This window comes from Pseudomonas sp. W15Feb34 (genome assembly GCF_023127765.1).
Taxonomy (GTDB): domain Bacteria; phylum Pseudomonadota; class Gammaproteobacteria; order Pseudomonadales; family Pseudomonadaceae; genus Aquipseudomonas; species Aquipseudomonas synxantha_A.
Genome location: NZ_SPKN01000047.1, coordinates 1 through 16,509 on the forward strand (window position 1 = coordinate 1; position 16,509 = coordinate 16,509).

General features: G+C 60.3%; 16 protein-coding genes. 9 read left to right on the forward strand and 7 right to left on the reverse strand.

Translation table 11 applies throughout. The features are described from left to right. Nucleotides 1–111: 111 nt before the first annotated feature. Nucleotides 112–552 (reverse strand): Lrp/AsnC family transcriptional regulator, encoded by a 441-nt coding sequence (locus E4O97_RS25080; RefSeq protein WP_032875274.1) that lies wholly within the window; start codon nucleotides 550–552, stop codon nucleotides 112–114. 108 nt (nucleotides 553–660) lie between these two features. On the opposite strand from E4O97_RS25080, the gene E4O97_RS25085 reads away from it, so the two are divergent. Beyond that, nucleotides 661–1,563, forward strand: coding sequence for a DMT family transporter (locus tag E4O97_RS25085; RefSeq protein WP_248162555.1), 903 nt, complete (start codon nucleotides 661–663; stop codon nucleotides 1,561–1,563). Here E4O97_RS25085 and E4O97_RS25090 read toward each other — a convergent pair. Then, nucleotides 1,541–3,520 carry a U32 family peptidase gene (locus E4O97_RS25090; RefSeq protein ID WP_248162557.1) on the reverse strand — a complete coding sequence of 660 codons (1,980 nt, stop codon included), beginning with the start codon at nucleotides 3,518–3,520 and terminating at the stop codon, nucleotides 1,541–1,543. The genes E4O97_RS25085 and E4O97_RS25090 overlap by 23 nt on opposite strands. 206 nt (nucleotides 3,521–3,726) lie before the next feature. Beyond that, nucleotides 3,727–4,107 carry a RidA family protein gene (locus E4O97_RS25095; protein ID WP_032875277.1) on the reverse strand — a complete coding sequence of 127 codons (381 nt, stop codon included), beginning with the start codon at nucleotides 4,105–4,107 and terminating at the stop codon, nucleotides 3,727–3,729. A 190-nt stretch (nucleotides 4,108–4,297) separates the two neighbouring features. On the opposite strand from E4O97_RS25095, the gene E4O97_RS25100 reads away from it, so the two are divergent. Then, complete coding sequence (locus E4O97_RS25100) at nucleotides 4,298–5,065, forward strand: hypothetical protein (RefSeq protein ID WP_143508450.1); 768 nt, start codon at nucleotides 4,298–4,300, stop codon at nucleotides 5,063–5,065. Between the two features lie 95 nt (nucleotides 5,066–5,160). Here the strand turns inward: E4O97_RS25100 and E4O97_RS25105 are convergent, their stop codons facing one another. The 3 genes from E4O97_RS25105 to E4O97_RS25115 form a co-directional block, all read right to left on the reverse strand. Continuing rightward, nucleotides 5,161–6,030 (reverse strand): oxaloacetate decarboxylase, encoded by an 870-nt coding sequence (locus E4O97_RS25105; protein WP_005788420.1) that lies wholly within the window; start codon nucleotides 6,028–6,030, stop codon nucleotides 5,161–5,163. Between the two features lie 109 nt (nucleotides 6,031–6,139). After that, nucleotides 6,140–6,805, reverse strand: coding sequence for a DUF3313 domain-containing protein (locus E4O97_RS25110; RefSeq protein WP_216091344.1), 666 nt, complete (start codon nucleotides 6,803–6,805; stop codon nucleotides 6,140–6,142). After that, nucleotides 6,805–7,116: a hypothetical protein gene (locus E4O97_RS25115; protein WP_078821384.1), complete on the reverse strand. Its 312-nt coding sequence runs from the start codon at nucleotides 7,114–7,116 to the stop codon at nucleotides 6,805–6,807. The genes E4O97_RS25110 and E4O97_RS25115 overlap by 1 nt, the downstream gene beginning before the upstream one ends. 129 nt (nucleotides 7,117–7,245) lie before the next feature. Between E4O97_RS25115 and E4O97_RS25120 the strand changes: the two genes are divergently transcribed. From E4O97_RS25120 to E4O97_RS25140, 5 genes are all read left to right on the forward strand, one after another. Further along, nucleotides 7,246–7,989, forward strand: coding sequence for a response regulator (locus tag E4O97_RS25120; RefSeq protein WP_223018283.1), 744 nt, complete (start codon nucleotides 7,246–7,248; stop codon nucleotides 7,987–7,989). Continuing rightward, entirely contained in the window at nucleotides 7,986–9,317 is a 1,332-nt protein-coding gene (locus E4O97_RS25125) for an ATP-binding protein (protein WP_148853223.1), read from the forward strand. The genes E4O97_RS25120 and E4O97_RS25125 overlap by 4 nt, the downstream gene beginning before the upstream one ends. A gap of 156 nt (nucleotides 9,318–9,473) precedes the next feature. After that, nucleotides 9,474–10,430 (forward strand): ABC transporter substrate-binding protein, encoded by a 957-nt coding sequence (locus E4O97_RS25130; protein ID WP_248132266.1) that lies wholly within the window; start codon nucleotides 9,474–9,476, stop codon nucleotides 10,428–10,430. A gap of 13 nt (nucleotides 10,431–10,443) precedes the next feature. Continuing rightward, the gene (locus E4O97_RS25135) at nucleotides 10,444–11,763 is read left to right on the forward strand and encodes an LLM class flavin-dependent oxidoreductase (protein WP_216091347.1); all 1,320 of its coding nucleotides are present in this window, start codon (nucleotides 10,444–10,446) and stop codon (nucleotides 11,761–11,763) included. Between the two features lie 156 nt (nucleotides 11,764–11,919). Beyond that, on the forward strand, nucleotides 11,920–12,849 hold the full coding sequence (locus tag E4O97_RS25140; protein ID WP_248162559.1) for a cupin: 930 nt from the start codon (nucleotides 11,920–11,922) through the stop codon (nucleotides 12,847–12,849). Nucleotide 12,850: 1 nt separating this feature from the next. On the opposite strand, the gene E4O97_RS25145 is transcribed toward E4O97_RS25140, so the two are convergent. Beyond that, entirely contained in the window at nucleotides 12,851–13,756 is a 906-nt protein-coding gene (locus E4O97_RS25145) for a LysR family transcriptional regulator (RefSeq protein ID WP_032875292.1), read from the reverse strand. Nucleotides 13,757–13,963: 207 nt separating this feature from the next. Here E4O97_RS25145 and E4O97_RS25150 point away from each other — a divergent pair, with 207 nt between their 5' ends. Next, the gene (locus tag E4O97_RS25150; protein ID WP_248162561.1) at nucleotides 13,964–15,685 is read left to right on the forward strand and encodes a hydrogenase maturation protein; all 1,722 of its coding nucleotides are present in this window, start codon (nucleotides 13,964–13,966) and stop codon (nucleotides 15,683–15,685) included. Nucleotides 15,686–15,834: 149 nt separating this feature from the next. Then, on the forward strand, nucleotides 15,835–16,443 hold the full coding sequence (locus E4O97_RS25155) for a dTMP kinase (protein WP_248162564.1): 609 nt from the start codon (nucleotides 15,835–15,837) through the stop codon (nucleotides 16,441–16,443). The last annotated feature ends 66 nt before the right edge of the window (nucleotides 16,444–16,509 follow it).

A 16,509-nucleotide genomic window follows, 5' to 3' on the forward strand; every position in this document is an offset into this window, starting at 1 on the left:
ATAGTGGCCGTTACCTAAATAACGGATATGTACTCGGTCTAATCCAACATCCCGGCCGGCCCTGAGGCCGCCATCGGGAGCAAGCCCCCTCCCACAGGCTACGCAGCCCTGTTAGTCAGCCAACGGCGGCAAACGCCGTTTCACCGGGGTTTTCTTGACGATAGCGGTGTTGGTCTCGGCATAGGTATTCAGCCGGTCCAGCAGCGTGTCGAGGTGCTCCATGGTGCGTACATGCAGGCGTGCGATAAAGCAGTCGTCGCCCGTGACCTTATCGCATTCTGTGAACTCGGGGATCGCCTGGATCTGGCGTTCCACTTCCTGCAGTTTGCCGGGCAGGGGGCGGATGCGCACGATGGCTTGCAGCAGGTAGCCGAAGTGCTTGGGGTCGATGTCGACGGTGTAGTGGGTCAGCACGCCGCGCTCTTCCAGGCGGCGCAGACGTTCGCTGACGCTCGGCGAAGACAAACCGGTGATGCCCGCCAGGGTCTTGAGGGACAGGCGCGAGTCGTCCATCAAGGCGGCGATCAATTGCTGGTCGATAGTGTCGATCATGAGCTTTGCCTAATAAGAAAAGGTGAATCCTGGGTTTTGCCTTTTTTAGTCGCTGTAGCCGTGTCGAGCAGATTGCCATAATTGAGCCTCACTTGAGGAGCCTCAATCATGGATACATCAATCCGTCGCGGAACCTGGGAAATGATCGCTGCCATGCTGATCTCCGGCACCATTGGCTGGTTTGTGCTGGTGTCGGGCGTGTCGGTGCTTGAGGTGGTGTTCTGGCGTTGCGTGATTGGCGCGCTGACACTGCTGCTGGTGTGCGCGTTGCTGGGGTATTTGCGCCTGGAGTTACTCAACTGGGCCAAGCTAGGGCTGGCAGTGCTCAGCGGCGTGGCGATCGTCGGTAACTGGCTGTTGCTGTTCGAGTCCTATTCCCGTGCGTCCATCGCGATCAGCACGGCGGTGTACAACGTGCAGCCGTTCATACTGGTGATGCTGGCAGCGGTGTTTCTCGGTGAGAAGATCACCGTGCAGAAAATGGCGTGGCTGAGTGTGGCGTTCCTGGGCATGTTGGCGATCGTGACCGCCCATGGTGAGCAATCGGGTGGCGGGAACTATCTTGCTGGCATTGCCTTGGCCTTGGGCGCGGCATTTTTGTACGCGGTGGCGGCGCTGATCATCAAACGCCTGAAGGACGTACCGCCGCATTTGATGGCGTTGATCCAGGTGACCACCGGCGCCGTGCTGCTGGCGCCGCTGGTGCCCTGGCACAGCTTGCCCGGGTCGACCACTGCCTGGACGGCACTGGCGACATTGGGCGTGGTGCATACCGGTTTGATGTATGTGTTGCTGTACGGGGCTATTCAGAAGCTGCCCACGGCGATGACCGGCGCGTTGTCGTTCATCTATCCGATTGCGGCGATCCTGGTCGACTGGATCGCGTTCGGGCATCGCCTGGGGTGGCTGCAATGGCTGGGTGTGGCGGCGATTCTGCTGGCCGCTGCCGGGCTACAGCGGGGCTGGTGGTGGCCCCGCGCCCGTCAGGTCAGTGCGTGCCCTGATAGATAAGGTTTTCCGGGTTGAAATTCTCTACAGCACTGCCCGGCTGCGGCAACCCAAGAATATGCCCCTTGATCTTGCCCACCACATGCATCTCGCACGGCTTGCAATCGAACTTCAAGGTCAGCACTTCGTCGCCGTGGATCAACTGCATCGGCGCGACCTTGGTCTTCACGCCGGTGACGCCCTTGGCCTGTTTGGGGCACAGGTTGAACGAGAAACGCAGGCAATGCTTGGTGATCATTACTGGCACTTCGCCGGTTTCTTCGTGGGCTTCGAAGGCCGCATCGATCAGCTTCACGCCGTGACGGTGGTAGAAGTCGCGGGCCTTCTGGTTATAGACGTTGGCCAGGAACGACAGATGCGCATCCGGATACACCGGCGGCGGGGTGGTCTCGGCCTTGCGTCCGCCCCGAGGGTGCGCCTTGATGCGGGCGGCGGTCAGGGCTTCGATCACTTCACGGCGCATGGCCTTGAGCTGCGAGTTGGGGATGAAGAACGCCTGCGGCGCGTCCAGCTCGATGCGGGTGGCGTGATACTCCGTAGTGCCGAGCTGGCCGAGCAGATCGCGCAGGGTGTCCAATGCCTGTTCCGGCTTGTTGGCTACACCAAACGGGCCGGGCAGGGTGACACTGGCGCTGATGCCTTCTTCGCTGGTGGCGGTGAGGTGCAACTGCTCTTCACGCAGGCGTGCAACCCACGCCAGGCCGATACGGCGTTCGGCGGACGTCTTGAGCAGTGCCTGTTGCCAGTTATGGTCCAGGTTACGGTTCAAAGGATGGTTGGGGCGCAACTGATGCAGGCCGGCCGGCATTTCATTCGGCTCGACGCGGTAGCGATAGCGTTTCTCGCCGTCTTCTTCGAACTCGCCTTTAGGCTCGGCGATATTGGCGCGGAACCCTACCACTTCACGCTTGACCAGCACATTCAGACCATCGCCGTTGGAAAGCGGCTCATGGGTGACTACCTGCAAGTCGCGCTTGCCGGCTTTTTCCACCACACCCACGGGCAGGCCGGTGAAGGTCGGGGTGTCGAACGCGCCGATGTCGATCTTGCGATCGGTGACGAAATAGTCGGTGCTGCCACGGTGGAAGGTTTTTTCCGGGTCGGGCACGAAGAAGTGCGCGGTACGCCCGCTGGAGGCACGGGCCAGGTCCGGGCGGTCTTCGAGGATTTCGTCGAGGCGCTGGCGGTAGTAGGCGGTGATGTTCTTCACATAGCCCATGTCCTTGTAGCGGCCTTCGATCTTGAATGAACGCACACCCGCTTCGACCAGCGCGCGCAGGTTGGCGCTCTGGTTGTTGTCTTTCATCGACAGCAGGTGCTTTTCAAAGGCCACGACGCGGCCCTGGTCATCTTTCAAGGTGTACGGCAGACGGCAGGCCTGGGAGCAATCACCACGGTTGGCACTGCGGCCATTCTGCGCATGGGAAATATTGCACTGCCCGGAGAACGCCACGCACAGGGCGCCGTGGATAAAGAATTCGATGGCGGCATCGGTTTCGTCGGCGATTGCGCGGATTTCCTGCAGGTTCAGCTCACGGGCCAATACCAACTGCGAGAAACCGGCCTGATCAAGAAACTTTGCCCGGCCCAGGGTGCGGATGTCGGTCTGGGTGCTGGCGTGTAGCTCGATGGGCGGAATATCCAGCTCCATCACGCCCAGATCCTGCACGATCAACGCGTCTACACCTGCGTCATACAGCTGGTGGATCAGCTTGCGCGCTGGCTCCAGTTCGTTGTCATGCAAGATGGTGTTGATGGTGGTGAAGACGCGGGCGTGGTATCGACGGGCGAATTCCACCAGTTGAGCGATATCGCTCACCTCGTTACACGCATTATGGCGAGCGCCGAAGCTCGGCCCGCCGATATAAATGGCGTCGGCGCCATGCAGAATGGCCTCGCGCGCAATGGCGACATCGCGGGCAGGGCTGAGCAATTCAAGGTGATGCTTGGGCAAGGACATAGTTTTTTTAGTCAGGCTTGTCACGGTCGAGGCGCGCATTGTAGCCGTGAAATGCCCGGCCGGCATCTACCGCAGGGCTGTCGGGCCCAGGGCCCTGTGTGGGAGGGGGCTTGCTCCCGATGAGGGTGTGTCAGTAATTAAAACTGTTCTGACCCACCGCTATCGGGAGCAAGCCCCCTCCCACATTTGCTGTAGCGTCATAGATATCAGGCTTTGGCAGCCATCGCTGTTACTTCAACACGCATTCCGTCCACCGCCAATGCAGCAACACCCACCGCAGCCCGCACCGGCCATGGCTTGGCAAAAAAGCGCTTGTAGACTTCATTGAACGCAGCGCGGTCGGCCATATCGGTGAGGTAGATGGTCAGGTGCATCACCCGGTCCATGGAACTGCCGGCTTTTTCCAGCGCGACTTTGAGCGCTTGCAGGGTGCATTCGCTTTGCAGGGTGATATCGCCCAGCTCCAGGCTGCCGTCGGCGTGGGTCGGGATTTGGGTCGAGACCAGAATGCCGTTGAAGCCGATGACATCGGAGGAGATGGAGTCGGCATCTGGGTCGGGAGTGAAAGAAAGATCGTGGTTGGCCATGTAGGTCTCATGTGCAGTGCGGATCGAAGGTTGGCGAACAGTTTAAACACTGCCCGCTCGAAGGTCACGGCGCCTGCGTCTGTAGTTGCTACCCCCTCTAACAGGTAAGCTTGCGCCAGCATGTCAGTGAACGAACGATAGGGATATTGGAATGGTAGTTAAGTTAATGACGACGGCAGCGTGCTGGGACATGGACGCTAACGTGTCGGCCAGTTTTGCGCACGCGGCCCCCAAGGACCTGTTTTATTTTTGCCCTTGTTGCCTTGAGGAGGTCGTTGCGGCCATTTCAATTCTGGGCAACTTCTATTTCAGGGCGCTGAACTCTCACAAACCGCGCTGTGTGAACGAAAAAGCCCCGTCTCATGCGTCTGCGTTTCCAGGAGTGTCAGCCCCGCGACCGGCCTATATCGCGCCGCCGCTTATCCCAAGTCACTTGGGCAAACTCTCCACGCGGCGCAAAAACGCCAAACCAACGGTTACCGAGATGCAAGCTCTGGCCTCGTCGCTCCAAGCGTCGACGTCTGCGGTTATACACCCAGGCACGTTGGCTGAAGTTGTTGAAGCATGGTCTGCTATGACCGTAAACGTCCGTCAGCGAACATCGCTATCTATCGCGGGCCAGCAACTGACCTATTTCGATGCGTTTGCGCAGCTTACTGCCGCTCAAAAGAACATTGCGTCCCTGGGATGTGATCGACTCATCACCCATGCTCAGGCGACGGTGTCACTGCTGGATAACGTAGTTTTAGTCGTAACCTGGCTCAAGTTCGATACACAAAACAAACCAGTGCCGATCAGGGTAAAAATGAAGCGCAGTGATCCAGTAGCCAATCAATTGGCCAAAGGTCAGCACGTAAGGCTGTTTCTGCATGGTCCTGCCCCTGTACTCAATGCTCAGCAAAAATACTTCGAAATGCAGAACATCAGCGAGTACCTGGGATTCATTGTGATGACGTAAAACAACCGTTTTGCGCCATCACAGTTTTTACCGCGGTGAGCCTGGCGGCTGGATGAGTCCGGTGCTGACAAGACGCATCAGCACCGGCACGGCAATTACTCTTTAACGTCCATGAACTCTTCAGCCCACGCCACATAGCTCTCCGGCAACGTGTAGGTGTGGGTCAGCTCCGTGGCGCTGAGATTGGACGTGCTATGGGTAAGCTGGCGTTGCGCACGCAGGCTGTCGTAGGTGGCCTTGATCGCGGCGAAGTAGGCGCCATGCCCGGCTACGACGATGCGCACGCCCAGGCTGGCCAGGCGCTCGCTGTCATGCAGTTGCGGGTTGCCGTAGGTCACCAGCATCAACGGCACGCTGAGGTTCTCGGCGATTTGCTCCAGGTGCTCGAAGTCTTTGACGCCAACCATGCAGATACCATCGGCGCCGGCCTTTTCGTAGGCTTTGGTGCGGGCGATAACATCGGCGGTGGGCAACACGCCGGCGTTGGTGCGGGCAATGATCGACAATGCGGGGTCGACGCGCGCCTCAATGGCTGCCTTGACCTTGCCGATGCCTTCTTCTACCGAGATCAAATCGGTGGACTTGCGCCCGAATTGCGCCGGCAGCAGGGTGTCTTCAATGGTCAGCGCGGCGACACCGGCGCGTTCCAGTTCTTCGACGGTACGCATCACGTTCAGCGCATTACCGTAGCCGTGGTCGGCGTCGGCAATGAAGGGTAACTGGGCGACGCGGCCAATGCGGGTGGCTTGCTCAACGAACTCACTCAGGGTAATCAACGCAAAATCGGGGGCCGCCAGCACCTGCAGGGAGGCGACTGAACCGCCCAGGATCCCGACTTCAAAACCCAGGTCGGCCGCGATGCGGGCAGACATGGGGTCGAATACGGAGGCGGTTTCAACGCAGATGGGCGTTGCCAGCAGGTCACGGAAGTTACGGCGTAGCGCTGAGTGAGAAATCTTGGGCATGTTCTTTCCTGGCTTTGGTCATCGTCAAGTGACGATCAATGTCTATTCGTGGTGCCGGGAGATTACCACGCAGACGGGCAGGGGATTATGACGTTTGAGCGGGGCCGTGCTATTGAGCGACGGCGCTGTATGACTGGCCCAGGTCGCGGGCCCAGCCGTCGAGTACTTCTTTTACGTTGTCGGCGGTCATCACTTGCTTGTCGTTATCCAGGGGAATGCCGATGCCCTCGCTCACGATGGCTGCCACCACATCGCCGGTCGAGCCGTCTTCGAGGGACAGTTGCGTGGCGATCTCGCTGTCCTGGTCGCGGATGCCGGCGGCGGTGCTCACGCCCGCTGCGACCAGGGTGATCGGCAGCCATTCATACAGGCGCAAGCCTTGGGGGCTGGTGGCGATCCGGGTAATGGCGGGGCGTACCGTAAGCGTGTCGGGCCCGGGCTTTGCGGCCAGATACATGTGTTTGCCAAGCTCCGACCGCAGTACCAAGTCGTAATATCCGGTGACGTGGAAGAGGGTGCTTTGCGGTATCTGGGCGCTGGGTTCAACGGCCGGGAAAAACTGGCTGGGCGCCAGGTACACCTGCTTGTATCGGCCACGCTTCAAGGCCGGACTGACCCAACTCAGCACGGTCTGGCCCGAAGCACTCTGGTGCTCTTTAAGCAGGCTGTAATCGTGAAGAAAACCCGCGTCTTCGGGCTCGATACGGTTGCTGCTGCAGGCCGCCAGGCTCAAGGTGGCCGCCATCAATAACGGCAGTGAACGTTTGCAGGTCATCAGTGGGCTGCCTGTTCGTTCGGGTTGTCATGAGAGCATTCGATGTGCAACTGCCCATGGGTCATGATCCAATGGACAAGCTCGGCGATGGGGATGGAGTGGGCATACTCGACCCAGCGCCCGGCGTCGGGGCTGTAATGTTCGAAGTAGCGGCGCAATACGATGCGGTCCTGGTCCGCCGTCAGGCCCAGGCAGGATTCCTGGAACAGCATGGGGCTGTCCTGTGCGGGGGACGATGTGCGCTGGCTCAGCACCAATGGCCGCCCGGTGTCCTGTGCCTGCTCGGTATACCTGCTGCTAGAAACCTTCATGAACGTCTCCTTGAATGGAAGGCGTGCAGGATGCCCGACGGGTTTTTCCCGAAGATGTCCGGGTTGTGTCCGTGGCGAAGGAATGTTGCTCGATTGAAATAAATGACCCCGGCGCCGGAATGGTTTTAGATGTTTTCCTTTTTTGCCAGGGGACCTGGGAACGTGAGCAGACTGCTGATCGTCGACGACGACGGAGAAATTCGGGCATTGCTGAAGAAGTTCTTCGTGCAGCACGCCTATGAAGTCGACGTGGCTGCCGACGGAGAGGCCATGTGGGCAGCCATCGCCCGGCAGCGGCCAGACACCATTATCCTTGACCTCATGCTGCCCGGTGAAGGCGGCCTTAGCCTGTGCCAGAAAGTCCGGGCGCAGATGGGCATTCCAATCATCATGCTCACGGCCATGGGCGAGCTCAGTGATCGCATCGTCGGCCTGGAGCTGGGCGCCGACGACTATCTGACCAAACCGTTTGCCCCCCGCGAATTGCTGGCCCGTCTGCGTGCGGTGCAACGGCGGGCGGGGCAGCCCGTCGGCGCTGGCAGTGAGCATTCCCGGCCAATCATCGCGTTCTCCGGTTGGCATCTGGATATTACCTGCCGCGAGCTGCGCTCTCCCGAGGGCGTGATGATTCCGCTGTCCGGTGGCGAATTCGACTTGCTGGTGGTGTTTCTTGAGCATCCTCAGCGCATCCTCACCCGCGACCAATTGATCGACCTGACCCACGGCCGGGACCACGACGCCTTCGACCGCAGCATCGACGTGCAGGTCAGCCGACTGCGGCGCAAGATCGAGCCCGATTGCAAACGCCCGGACCTGATCCGCACGGTACGCAATGGCGGCTATCTGTTCACCGCCCCGGTCACCCGGTCATGATCCGCGACCTGTTGCGTCGCGACACCCTGAACCGGCGCATCGCCCTGACCATTCTCGCCGCAATGCTCGCTTCGCTGGCGCTTAATGCCTTGTTCGTCCAGGTTGCCGGGGTCTGGGCGCGCCCGCCGATCGAGCGCACGGGGTTGCTGGAGCAGATGGCCGCCACCACCAAAGTCATCGAAGCCGCGCCTGCAACGCTGCGTTCGCAACTGGCGGCAGCGGCCAGCGATGCCCGCCTGCATGTGGCCTGGCATAACGACCCTGCGGATTTCGGCCTTCCCGACGGCAACACGGCGCTTCAAACGGGCGAAGTCCCGGGGATACAAGCACTGTTTGGCACTGGGCGACAAATTAAGGTGTTCAGCCCCAACGATTGGCCGCGTGGCAGCCCCGAAGCGCACTATGTTGCGCTCGTGCAGTTGCTCGATGGCAGCTGGCTGTCATTCGTCCCGCCTGAACGCACGTGGGGGCTGAGCGCACCCACGCGCATCGCGGTGATCATCACCCTGGGGTTGATCGCGACCTTGTTGGTGGCCTGGCTCGCGACCCGGCAATTGGCTAAACCGTTGCAGCGTTTCGCCAGTGCCGCCAGGCGTTTTGGTGGTGATTTGCGCGCTCCGCCCATCGACAGCGAAGGCCCCCACGAAATACGCCAGGCCATCATCGCCTTCAACACCATGCAGGCGCAGATCCAGCATTTCATCGGCGAACGCACCCATATGCTCGCGGCGATTTCCCACGACTTGCGCGCGCCTTTGACGCGGATTCGCCTGCGTTGCGAGTTCATGGAGGATCTGGACCATCAGCACAAACTGATTCGCGATGTCGAGGAAATGCAGTCGATGATCAACGCTGCGCTGGCGTTCTTTCGCGACGATACGGTGCTGGAGCAACGCACTGCATTCGATCTGTCGGAGCTGCTGCAAACCATCATCGATGACTATCGCGACCAGCATTTTGCGGTGGATTTCATTGGGCCGTCCCACCTGGTCTATCACGGACGCCCACTGGGACTTAAGCGGGTGATCGTCAACCTGCTGGAGAACGCCGCCAAATATGCGCGTCACCCTGGCATCTCTCTGAGTGGGGACGGTCAGCGCATCTGCATTGAGGTTCATGACCAGGGGCCGGGGATTCCCGAGGCTGACCTTGAGCGCGTATTCGATCCATTCTTTCGCCTCGAAACCTCGCGCAATCGTAATACCGGTGGCGTGGGTCTCGGGCTTTCAGCAGCACGCGCCATTGTGCGCGAGCAGGGCGGCGAACTGACGCTAAGCAACCGTCTGCGTGGCTCAGGCTTGGTGGCGCGGGTCGAGCTGCCTCGATAGCCTGATGCGGTGCGCGCATTATTTGCGCATTACGTTATGCGTTATAGGTATTTTACACGCGCCTCTTAGAACCGCATCGTATTGATCCTTACGAACATTGCCGAGACCGCACGCGCGGATCGACTTGACTGCCCAACACGGCATCTGGAGACGAGCGTGCGTTACCTGACAACACTGGCGGCCGGGTTGGCCGCTACCTTGCTAAGCCTGACGGCACAGGCACAAACCCTGGTCGTGGGTGACCAGAGCTATAACGCCCAAGCGGTGATGGAAGCGGCGGGGGTGCTGGATGATCTGCCCTATACCCTGGAATGGAAGCAATTCACCGCCGGGTCACCGGTGGCCGAAGCGCTCAACGTCGGCAGCCTGGATATCGGCCTGCTGGGCGATGCGCCAGTATTGTTCCTGGGCGCATTGGGCGCACCGATCAAGGTGATTGCCGTCAGCCGCCAGAATCTTGCGGGCGTGGCGATCCTGGTGAGAAAGGATTCGTCGATCCACAGCCTGGCCGATCTTGCGGGCAAGCGCGCGGCCATCTGGAAGGGCTCCTGGAGCCAGCAACTGCTGCTGACTGCATTGGATAAAGCCGGGGTTGCACGGGACTCTCTGGAGTTGCGCTACCTCAGCGCGCTGGATGCGTCCCATGCGCTGGAGGGCGGCGCGGTTGACGTCATCGCCACCTGGGAGCCGTATGTCACGCAACAGGAACGCCAGGGTGCGCGAGTGCTGGCGACCGCCGAGGGGTTGATCCCGGCGCAGAGCTTCATTGCCGCCAACGCCAATGCGGTAGAGGCCAAGCGTGAGCCTATCAGCGACTTTCTCCAGCGGCTGAAAAAAGCCCGTGACTGGGCTCGCCAAAACCCGGCCAACGCCGATGCCTATGCCGATGCCTGGGCCAAGCGCACCCGTGCTGACGCCGATATCGCCCGTGTGTGGTTTGCTCGGGCGCGCACCACCGTCGAGCCACTGACCGCCCAGGTGCCTGTGGAGGCGCAAAAGACCGTGGACTTTTTCGCCAGCCAGGGCCTGATCAAGGCTTACCCGGCCGCCCAACTGTTTGACCCGTCCTTCGCGGCGTCCTTGCAGCCCGCCGTCGCCACCCGCCAGCCCTGAAGGGGGTCTCGTCATGACTAAAAGACAGCTCAAACTGGGCGCCCTGACCATGGGCAGCGGTGGCCCGGGCCGGCATAACCTGTGGCTCGACCCGCAACTGCCGGCCGATGCCAGCGTCAACGTCGACTGGTACATCGAGATTGCGCGCCAGGCCGAGGCGGCGCTGTTCGACTTGATGTTTATCGTCGACAGCCAATTTATCACCCCCGGCTCGCCGTCCCATTACCTCAATCGCCTGGAGCCGCTGACACTGTTATCGGCGCTGGCGGTGAGTACCCGGCATATCGGCCTGGTTGGCACGCTGACCACCTCCTACAACTCGCCGTATAACGTGGCGCGGCGCCTGGCGTCCCTGGATTTGATCAGCAAAGGCCGCGCCGGCTGGAACGTGGTCACCAGCGGTGATGCTGGCACCGCAGGCAATTACAGCCGCGATGAACATTATGACTACGCCACCCGCTATGGCCGCGCCGCCGAACACGTCCAGGTGGTGCAGGGGTTGTGGAACTCTTACGAAGACGATGCGTTCGTGCGCGACCGCGCTACCGGCCAGTTTCTCGACCCCAGCAAGCTGCACAGCCTGAACCACCAGGGCGAACATTTTCGCGTGGTCGGCCCGCTGAATATCCAACGCTCACCCCAGGGCCAACCGGTGATCTTTCAGGCCGGAGATTCCGAGCCAGGCCGCGATCTGGGCGCAGCCACGGCGGACGTGATCTTCACCCATGCGGCCAGCATCGAGCAGGGCCAGGCGTTTTACCGGGATATCAAGGGCAGGGCGGCACAAAGAGGGCGCGATCCGGAGCAGTTATTGATCATGCCCGGTGCGGAAGTCTATGTGGGTGACACTGATGCACAGGCCCGGGAAATCGAGCAGCACTACCATCAACTCGACCATAGTTTTGAACTGGCGCTCAAGGAGTTCGGGCGTAATTTCGGCTGGCATGATTTCAGCCAGTACGACCTGGATGCGCCATTCCCGCAAGAGAGCCTGGAAGCGGCGCGCAGCAGTTTTTTCACCAATGCCAAACGCATCGCCGATCAGGCGCGGGAGAAGGGTTTCACCTTGCGCCAGGCCATTGAGTTTGGTCGGCAACTGCGTCCTGGCGCCTTCGTGGGTAGCGCCGATACGGTGGCGCAGAAAATGGCCGCCTGGCTCCAGGCGCGGGCTGTGGACGGGTTCAATATCTACATCGGCCACCCCGGGCAGTTCGATCGATTCACCCGGGAGGTGATTCCGTTGTTGCAGGAACGCGGTGTTTATCGCTCGGCGTATGAAGGCTCGACTTTGCGCGAAAGTCTGGGGCTGGCGATACCACGGTTTAAGGTTTGATAGCGGTGCCGACAGGGAGCCAAGCACCTCCCCGTTTCGCATAACTGCTGTGCAGTACCAGGGATTAATCCGCCTGCGCGCACTGCCTATAGTTCATTCACACACCGCAGCGTTTAAAAGCGCTGCGGGCTCCAGCCAAAAACTGAGATGAGCCTGATGAACGAATTCAACCCTGCGCCGACGGATATAAACCAAATGGACGCCGAGTACTTCGAGTACAGCAAAGCGGCCAACCCCATCAGTGCCAACCTTATTGCGCGCATTCCCTACCACAGCTTTCCCGCCTCGTTATACGACAGTGGCCCTTCACGCGTGGTACCGCTGGACCTCAGCGACGCTTTGGGCTGCGAAGGCCCTGCGACAGGCCCCGGGCTGTGCGCGAATTTCATGCGCCTTAACCGTGGCGACACGCTGACCGTGCAACCCAATGCGACGTCCCAGGTGTTCTACGTGATCGCCGGCGAGGGCAGCGTGGTTCAGGGCGAACATGAGATTCAATGGTCAAAAGGTTGCTTTATGGCCTTGCCTGGCTTGCAGGCAGCACACTTCAGCGCCCGCCAGGATGCCCGTCTTTACTACGTGCACGATGAACCGTTATTGCGTTACCTGGGGGTGGCACGCAGCGCAGACCGCTTCGCACCGACGCTGTACCCCGCAGAACTGGCTAACGCCAAGCTGCGTGAAGCGGCCGACGATCCTCGTGCGCAAGACCGCAGCCGCATCAGCATTTTGCTGGGCAACCGCAATTTCCCCCAGACGCGCACCGTGACCCATGTGCTGTGGGCCATGTATGGGATCCTGCCGGCAGGCTCGGTACAGAAACCTCACCGGCATCAGTCGATTGCGCTGGACTTCATTATTGATTGCCCGCCGGGGTGTTACTCGCTGGTGGGCACCGAGCTGGACGCGGACGGGCAGATCCGCAATCCGCAGCGGGTGGACTGGTCGCCTGGCCTGGCATTTGTCACGCCGCCGGGGTACTGGCACGCGCACTTCAATGAATCGGACACCGAGGCGTTCCTGATTCCGATTCAGGACGCAGGGCTGCAAACCTATCTGCGCTCCCTGGATATTCGTTTCAGTTGAGTCATGTCCACTCAGGCGTTTCGCCCAGTCGCTCAACGATAAAGTCGATAAAGCACCTGACCTTGGACGACACGATGCGCTTGGGCGGGTAGACAAACCACACGGCGAAGTCGCGCTCGACATCGCGTATTCGCCATTGCGGCAGCCACACGAGCAACTCGCCGGCCTGGATGCTCTGGGCGACCAACCAATCCGGCAAAAGGGCAAAGCCCAGCCCCTGGCGTGCGGCGATCAGTTGTGCGTCGAGATCATTTATCCGAATGCAGCCGTTGTGCAGCAGCGGTGATACCTGGTCGCCGCAGTCAAAGCTGATAGCGCCCGTAGGCAGCGTGCCCAACACCGCGGGCAAACCGGCGAGGTCGGCAGGGGTTGAGGGTGCAGGGTGCTGCCTGGCAAAAGCCGGGCTGACCACCACACGGTAATGGCCATCGCAGAGTTTGCGGGCCTTGAGCGTCGAATCGGCCAGCGCGCCAATGCGTATGGCTAGATCGACGCCGGCATGAATCAGGTTGACCTGAGCATTATCCAATACCAATTCCACACTGATTTGCGGGTAGCGCGCGCAAAAGTCCTTCAAGGCTGGAAGGATGTGATGGCGGGCGAATGCCGGCGGCAGGTTGAGCTTCAACAAGCCCCTGGGCTGCTGGTTCAACGCAGACGTCGCCGCCTTGGCGTGTTCCAGTTCATCCAGCACCCTGCGGGCGTGCATCAGGAAGGTCTGGCCGCCTTCGGTCAGGTGCAAGGTGCGCGTGGAGCGGTTGAACAACGCGATACCCAGGTCTTGCTCAAGATCCTTTATATAGCGTGAAACCGTGGACGCCTTGATCCCCAAACGCTCGGCTGCGCGGGAGAAGTTATTGCCTTCGGCAGCTTCGACGAAGGCGGTGAGGGCACTGAAATAGTCCAAGGGCAGCCTCGGGGCAGGGCAGGAAAGTTGGCAGGTTGTTGAAGTTTGCAGGGCGCTGTCAACTCGAAACTATCGTCATTTGCTGGCACAAGCTTGATCCTGGTCAGGTAACGCTGCTGCCACGCTCTATAACCTTGAGCTTCCATCAAAGGCCAGGGACGGCTCAAGGAGCACCTCTGGTTGCCCAATCTCAAGGAAGAGTCAGCCATGCGATCATTGAAGATCCTGTTGTTATCCTCGGCATTCAACGGTTTGACCCAGCGGGCCTGGCTGGATTTGCGCCAGGCGGGTCACGACCCCAGCGTTGTGGTATTCACCGATGAAACTACGGTGTGTCGCCACGTCGAGGCGTCAGGCGCCGACCTGGTGATCTGCCCATTCCTGAAGGACCGTGTACCACAGCAGCTATGGAGCCACCCGCAGCGCCCGGTGGTGATCATCCATCCCGGCATCGTCGGTGACCGTGGCGCCAGCGCACTGGACTGGGCCATCACCCAGCAGGTCCGGCGCTGGGGCGTCACGGCCCTGCAGGCCGTGGAGGAAATGGACGCCGGGCCGATCTGGTCGACCTGTGAATTCGACATGCCCGCCGATGTACGCAAATCCGAGCTGTACAACGGCCCGGTGAGTGACGCGGCGATCGTCTGCATCCGCGACGTGGTGGAAAAATTCGCCAATGGCTTCGTCCCGGAGCCCCTCGACTACACGCAACCTAGCGTTATCGGGCGGTTGCAGCCGAACATGACCCAGGCTGACCGCACCTTCAGTTGGTTCGATTGCGCAAGCTTCATCAAGCGCAGCATCGACGCCGCCGACGGCCAACCCGGGGTGTTGGCAAGCCTGCTGGGCGGGCAATATTACCTGTACGACGCGCACTTGGACTCACGCCAGGGCACCCCGGGAGACATCCTCGCGGTACAGGACGACGCCGTGTTGGTGGCAGCAGGGGATCACAGCCTGTGGATCGGCTCGCTCAAACGCAAGGCCCAGCCAGGGGAGGAGACCTTCAAGCTGCCGGCTCGCCATGTCTTGGCTGAACAACTGGCTGACATTCCGGTGTTGAACAGCTCGATCGCGCAACAAAGCTTCAATGCGCTGGCCTATCAACCGATTCGCTACCGGGAGGCCGGTCACGTCGGCGAACTGACATTCGAGTTCTACAACGGCGCCATGAGCACCGAACAATGCCAACGACTGGTGGCAGCATTGCACTGGGCCAAGGCGCGAGACACCCAAGTGTTGTTGATCAAGGGCGGGCGAGGGAGCTTTTCCAATGGTGTACACCTCAATGTCATCCAGGCCGCCAAAGTGCCGGGGCTGGAAGCCTGGGCCAATATTCAAGCCATCGACGATGTGTGCCGGGAGCTGCTAACCGCCAGGCAACTGGTGATCAGCGGCCTGACCGGCAGTGCGGGCGCAGGCGGCGTGATGCTCGCGCTGGCCGCTGATATTGTCTTGGCACGTGAGGGCGTAGTGCTCAACCCGCATTACAAAACCATGGGGCTCTATGGCTCCGAATACTGGACCTACAGCCTGCCCCGAGCCGTAGGCAGTGAGATCGCGCACAAGCTCACCGAAGAGTGCCTGCCCGTCAGTGCCGTCCAGGCCTTGCAGCACGGCATGGTTCAGGACATCGGCCCACGCTGCCCACACGCCTTTGATCTGTGGCTCTCTCAACAGGCCCGAAGCGCGCTGACCGATGAGAAGTATCTGTACGCACGCACCCGTAAAGCCACGCTGGATAGTCAGCAGGTTGAACGTTGCCGCGAACATGAGCTGGTACAGATGCAGTTGGATATGGTGCAAAACCGCCAACAGTTTGCCGAAAAGTGCCGAAACTTCGTGTTTAAACGCAAAACCTGCCAGACCCCGCAGCGCTTGATCGCGCCCTGGGCGGTGACGTACGAGGCCGAAGTCCCGGAATGCTGAATGGCTGACCGATCCTCTACGGTCGACGCGGGAAGGGCCCAGCCTCGCATTGGGCAATAGGGTTCCCCATAATGGAGGCCAATTCGCCCAAACGCTCAGACCAGAGGCCCCATGGAACTGCACAACCTGAACGATAACGCAGCGCTCGTATGAATCGTGCGCTGTTTATTTCGTTGGATGGGCCCAAGGGCACCGGCAAAACCACGCTGTTGGAGGCCGTTACGACAGCATTGAGGGCCGACAACAAAAAGGTTGTCCGCCTGTGCGAGCGCAAGAGCGATCCCTATCGAGCGCAAACGATGGCTCTGGTTAACACATTCGCCAGAGATCCCAGCCGGGATCTGGAACTTGAGGTGTGTGAACGCTTTGCCGACAGCCGTCGCTGGATTACCCGGCACGTACTGGCTGCCCAGCCACCTGACAGCATCATCCTGATGGACCGTTGGTACCCCTCCGATGCGGCGTTTCGTCGATTGATACCGTTTAAAGATATCCTTGCGCTGAACCTTGATCGACAGGTGCAAGTGCCGGATCTGCATGTGGGGGTTGTCACCACTGCGCAAATATCCTGGGCGAGGGCAGCGACACGACGGCGCGGGTTGAGCAGTACGGTGATGCATAAGCTGGAGGAGCAGGTTGTGTGTACCGAGGCGTTTGAACGGGCGGCTGTGGGGCAGGGGTGGGTGATGTGTCGCAATGAAGGGACGATTGAGGAGGCGATGAGGCGGGTGGTTTCGCAGATATATAAAGTCCTTTGATCGAATTCAACATGAAGGGCGCTAGGCTAAAAACAGAACGGCTGCGACACATCAGTAGCTTCAATA